The sequence below is a fragment of the uncultured Roseovarius sp. genome, assembly GCF_913054395.1.
In the GTDB taxonomy this organism is placed as follows: Bacteria; Pseudomonadota; Alphaproteobacteria; order Rhodobacterales; family Rhodobacteraceae; genus Roseovarius.
In genome coordinates this window covers 1-4,292 of sequence record NZ_CAJXIP010000212.1, presented here as the reverse complement: position 1 = coordinate 4,292, position 4,292 = coordinate 1, and the positions used below count along the sequence as shown (strand labels likewise).

Sequence of the window (4,292 nt, the reverse complement as noted above, 5' to 3'; positions counted from 1 at the left end):
CAATGGTGCCGATGTTTACGTGCGGTTTTGAGCGGTCAAACTTTGCCTTAGCCATATTTCAGGGCGCCTTGTCAGTTGGGGGGCCCTCCGGCCCGGTTATCTACTCCGCGCGCCGTTTATTGGGTTGCGCCGGTAAAATCAAGCCCCACTTGACCACCGGCCCCGCCACCCTGGACCCTGCTGTAACTACTCGGCCACAGGCGCGGCCGCTTCAGGCTCTTGCGTGGCTTTCGCAGCGGTGACCACCTGATCCGTGGCATCGGCCACCTCTGGCGCGGGCGCCTCGTCCGCCGCAGCCGCGTCGGTTTCGGTCGGGGCCTCTGGCGCGGGGCCGGTCTTGCCCTTGGCGGGCATGCCGTCATCCTCGAACCAGCCCTTGTCGTTATTCTGATTCTCAAGCCAGTTCTGGATCTGCTTTGCGGCGTTGCGGCTCAGATTCAGCATCTGCTTTTCCTTGCTCTGGGTCAGGCCCGAACCAAGGAAGGTGCTGCCGGAAATGCTTTCGACCACGGTCACCGTATGGGGTTTTTCGTTGAGCTTTTTGCCCGCCGCATCATCCCAGGCCGTGACATTCAGGATCAGTGCCGATTTCGGCGAGGCCAGAATCGGTACGCCCGGAATGGCCAGAACATAGCCCTCGACGCTGACGCCCAGATGATAGAGCTTGCTGCCATCATAACGCCCGAAGCGATCCGACATCGCTGTGGTCATCGCCTCGATCCATTCCTCTTTGCTGGCCTCGCGCGATGCAGGCCCCTTGGTCAGGTTCGGCGCCACCACCACGTTATGTCCGAAATGAAAGTTGCCGAGATAGGTCGGTGCCTCGTCAAGATCGTTGGCATTCGTGCAGGCAGTGATCAGAACCAGCCCGAGCAGGGCAAAAAGACGGGTCATCGGGCAATCCCTTGGAAATGGTTTTGCCGGTGGATACAGCAGCGGCCCGCCCTTCGCAATCATTTGCCCCGGCGCACGCGCGCCCCTATATCAAGGGCATAAGCAGAAAGGTGCCCGATGCAGCCCGCAACGCCGCCCAAAAGCCCGGTTCACGCGCCTCCCGTCAAAGTGCCGCTTGTGACCGAACCGATGAACATCCTCGCCAGCCTCAAGGCGGCGCGCGCCAATATCTTGTCGATCATCCCGGCCATCGCCACCCGCCAGCCGATGGTCTCGGGGCGGACCGGCAAGCGGTGGCATATGGTGATGGACCCGGATGCGATCCGCAGCATGTTGTTGGAAAATCTAGAGAATTACCCAAAGTCTCTGGTCACCAAGAATCTGCTGCGCCCAGCCATCGGCGACTCTCTTTTCATCGCCGAGGGGGCGCATTGGCGCTGGCAAAGGCGCACGGCGGCACCGGTATTTTCGCATCGCAACGTGATGGCGCTTGCCCCCACAATGACGGCCGCCGCCGAGCGATCCTGTGCACGGATCGCCGGGGCCGGGCCGCGCGCGGTCGACATGGCCGCCGATATGGTGCGCACAACATTCGACATCATCGCCGACGTCACCTTTTCCGACGACGGCACCTTTGACGCCGATGCCGTGCATCGCGGCATCGACGCCTATATCGCCGACGCCGGCAAAATCTCGTTGTTCGATATTCTCGGCCTGCCCGATTGGGTGCCGCGCCCGGGGCGTATCATGTCGGGGGGCAGCGTTTTGGCAATGAAGCGCGTCGCCGATGAGGCCGTCGAGGCGCGCCGCGCCCGCGGGCCACAGGGCGTGCCCGACCTGCTCGATTTGCTGATCGAGGGCGAAGACCCCGAAACCCACCGCAAGATGGACACCGCCGAGCTTCGCGACAACCTGTTGACCTTTATCGTTGCGGGCCACGAAACGACCGCGCTGACCCTCGCCTGGTCGCTTTATCTTTGTGCCTATGATCAGGGCGTTCAGGACCGCGCCCGCGCCGAGGCGCAAGGCGTGCTTAAGGGCCGCGCCGCCACCGGCGAGGACGTGCCCAAGATGCCCTTTATCCGACAGATCATCGACGAGGCCCTGCGCCTGTATCCGCCGGCGGGGATGATTTCGCGCACCGCGCAGGTCGCCGATACCCTCTGTGGGCGCGAGGTGCGCCCCGGCGACACGGTGATCATCCCGATCTATGCACTGCACCGCAATCACCTCTTGTGGGATGATCCGGACCGCTTTCGCCCCGAGCGTTTCGCTGATCGCAAAGCGATCCAGCGCTATGCCTATCTGCCGTTTGGCGACGGGCCGCGAATTTGCATCGGGGCAAGCTTTGCGTTGCAGGAGGCGGTGATCATTCTGGCGACGCTCTTGTCACGCTTTCGGTTCATCCCGGTGGCCGGGCGCGACCCGGAGCCGGTGATGATCCTGACGCTGCGCCCCGAAGGCGGTGTCTGGCTTGAGGCCGAACCGGTCTAGAGCGCTCCGCGCGGGGAGTATTTATGGAAAGATGAAAGTCAGCGCCCGCACTACCGTGTGGGCACCGGTGTCTCGCCGCGATAGTCATAAAAGCCGCGCCCGGTCTTGCGCCCCAGCCAGCCGGCCTCGACATATTTGGTGAGCAGGGGACAGGGCCGGTATTTGGTATCGGCCAGCCCGTCGTGCAGCACGTTCATGATCGCAAGGCAGGTGTCCAGACCGATGAAATCGGCCAGTTCCAGCGGGCCCATCGGGTGATTGGCACCCAGCTTGAGCGACTCGTCGATGGATTTGACGTTCCCGACGCCTTCATAAAGCGTATAAACCGCCTCGTTGATCATCGGCATCAGGATGCGATTGACGATAAAAGCGGGAAAATCTTCGGCGGAGGCAGCGGTTTTGCCAAGCTTGTCAACCACGGCCAGGCACGTGTCATAGGTTTCGCGGTCGGTCGCGATGCCGCGAATGAGCTCGACCAGTTGCATCACCGGGACCGGGTTCATGAAGTGGAAGCCCATGAATTTCTCGGGGCGGTCCGTGCGGCTTGCCAGCCGGGTGATCGAGATCGACGAGGTATTCGAGGTCAGGATGGTATGCGGCTGAAGGTGGGGCAACAATTCATCGAAAATCGCCTGTTTGACCGGCTCGCGTTCGGTCGCGGCCTCGATCACGAGATCGGTTGCGCCAAGATCGGTCAGGGTCTGGGTGGTGGTGATCCGGGCCATGGCCGCTTCCATGTCATCCCGGCTGATCTTTTCGCGGCTGACCTGGCGGTCGAGGTTCTTGCGGATCAGCGCGACCGCGCCTTGCAGCGCCTCGCCGCTGATATCGTTGAGCAGAACGTCATAGCCCGCAAGCGCCATCACATGGGCAATGCCGTTGCCCATCTGTCCCGCACCAACCACGCCGATTTTCGCAATTTCCATGTGCCTGCCCCTGCCGTTGTTCACCCCTAACATAGGCCCCGTGCGGGGCGGGCCGCAAGTGCCGGAAACCGCTAAAAACAGGGCTAAATTTTAGCTTTAGCCTTTTCTCAACGGAATTCGGCGAATCCTGTCTTCGGGTGAGTTAAACAAGGTGGGCATCATGGCCTTTGAACGGATGGGGCGCCAGCCTCTCGATTATAAACCTGTGCGCTATGGGACATCAAAACTGCTGTTTCGTGGACCGCAACGGGATCTGACAAATGCGTATGTGGCCTGTCTGGGAGGCACGGAAACCTACGGCAAATTCATTGATCGGCCCTATCCCGACCTGCTTGAGCGGCAATTGGGCGTGACCTGTGTGAATTTCGGCTGGCCCAATGCCGGGGTCGATGCCTTCCTGAAGGATGACGGGCTTGTCTCGCTGGCCCGCGAAGCGCGGGCAGTGGTGGTGCAGATGCCCTGTGCGATGAATCTGTCAAATCCGTTCTATCAGGTGCATCCGCGCCGCAACGACCGGTTTCTTCAAACGACGCCACGCATGCGCCGTCTTTATCCCGAGGTGGATTTCACCGAATTCCACTTTACCCGCCACATGATGGCACGGCTTATTCAGATTGCACCGGAACGTTTCTCGGTGTTGCGCGAGGGCCTTCAGGAAACCTGTGTCGAGCGCATGCAACTTTTGCTGGAACGGATTGAGCGGCCCGTCGTTCTTTTGTGGTTCGCGGGCCACAGACCCGGCCGCGGGGATGGCCCGGCCGATATTGCCAATGATCCGGCCTTTGTAAGCCGCTCGATGGTTAATGCCATTGGCACCCGCGCCGCGCGCGTGGTCGAGGTGGTGATAAGCCGCGCCGCGCGTGAACAGGGCACGCGCGGCATGCGCTTTGCCGCAATGGAAGAGGCGATTGCCGCCGATCTTCCCGGTCCGCTGGCGCATAGCCAGGCCTCAAAGGCGCTCTTACCGGCCCTCGGCGA

Annotated in this window: 4 protein-coding genes; 2 read left to right on the top strand and 2 right to left on the bottom strand. The window is 61.6% G+C overall.

Going from position 1 to position 4,292, the window contains the following annotated elements; translation table 11 throughout:
- Window positions 1-186: 186 nt before the first annotated feature.
- Complete coding sequence (locus tag QZ522_RS18085; RefSeq protein ID WP_294614885.1) at window positions 187-894, bottom strand: hypothetical protein; 708 nt, start codon at window positions 892-894, stop codon at window positions 187-189.
- Window positions 895-1,011: 117 nt separating this feature from the next.
- On the opposite strand from QZ522_RS18085, the gene QZ522_RS18080 reads away from it, so the two are divergent.
- Entirely contained in the window at window positions 1,012-2,388 is a 1,377-nt protein-coding gene (locus QZ522_RS18080) for a cytochrome P450 (RefSeq protein WP_294614883.1), read from the top strand.
- Between the two features lie 50 nt (window positions 2,389-2,438).
- Here the strand turns inward: QZ522_RS18080 and QZ522_RS18075 are convergent, their stop codons facing one another.
- Window positions 2,439-3,314 carry a 3-hydroxybutyryl-CoA dehydrogenase gene (locus QZ522_RS18075; RefSeq protein ID WP_294614880.1) on the bottom strand — a complete coding sequence of 292 codons (876 nt, stop codon included), beginning with the start codon at window positions 3,312-3,314 and terminating at the stop codon, window positions 2,439-2,441.
- A gap of 160 nt (window positions 3,315-3,474) precedes the next feature.
- Between QZ522_RS18075 and QZ522_RS18070 the strand changes: the two genes are divergently transcribed.
- A partial coding sequence (locus tag QZ522_RS18070) for a DUF6473 family protein (RefSeq protein ID WP_294614877.1) occupies window positions 3,475-4,292 on the top strand: 818 nt, incomplete at its 3' end.

Bases quoted from the DNA above. Each gene is read 5' to 3' on its own strand.
- QZ522_RS18085 (WP_294614885.1), bottom strand. From the start codon at position 894: ATGACCCGTCTTTTTGCCCTGCTCGGGCTGGTTCTGATCACTGCCTGC.
- QZ522_RS18080 (WP_294614883.1), top strand. From the start codon at position 1,012: ATGCAGCCCGCAACGCCGCCCAAAAGCCCGGTTCACGCGCCTCCCGTC.
- QZ522_RS18075 (WP_294614880.1), bottom strand. From the start codon at position 3,314: ATGGAAATTGCGAAAATCGGCGTGGTTGGTGCGGGACAGATGGGCAAC.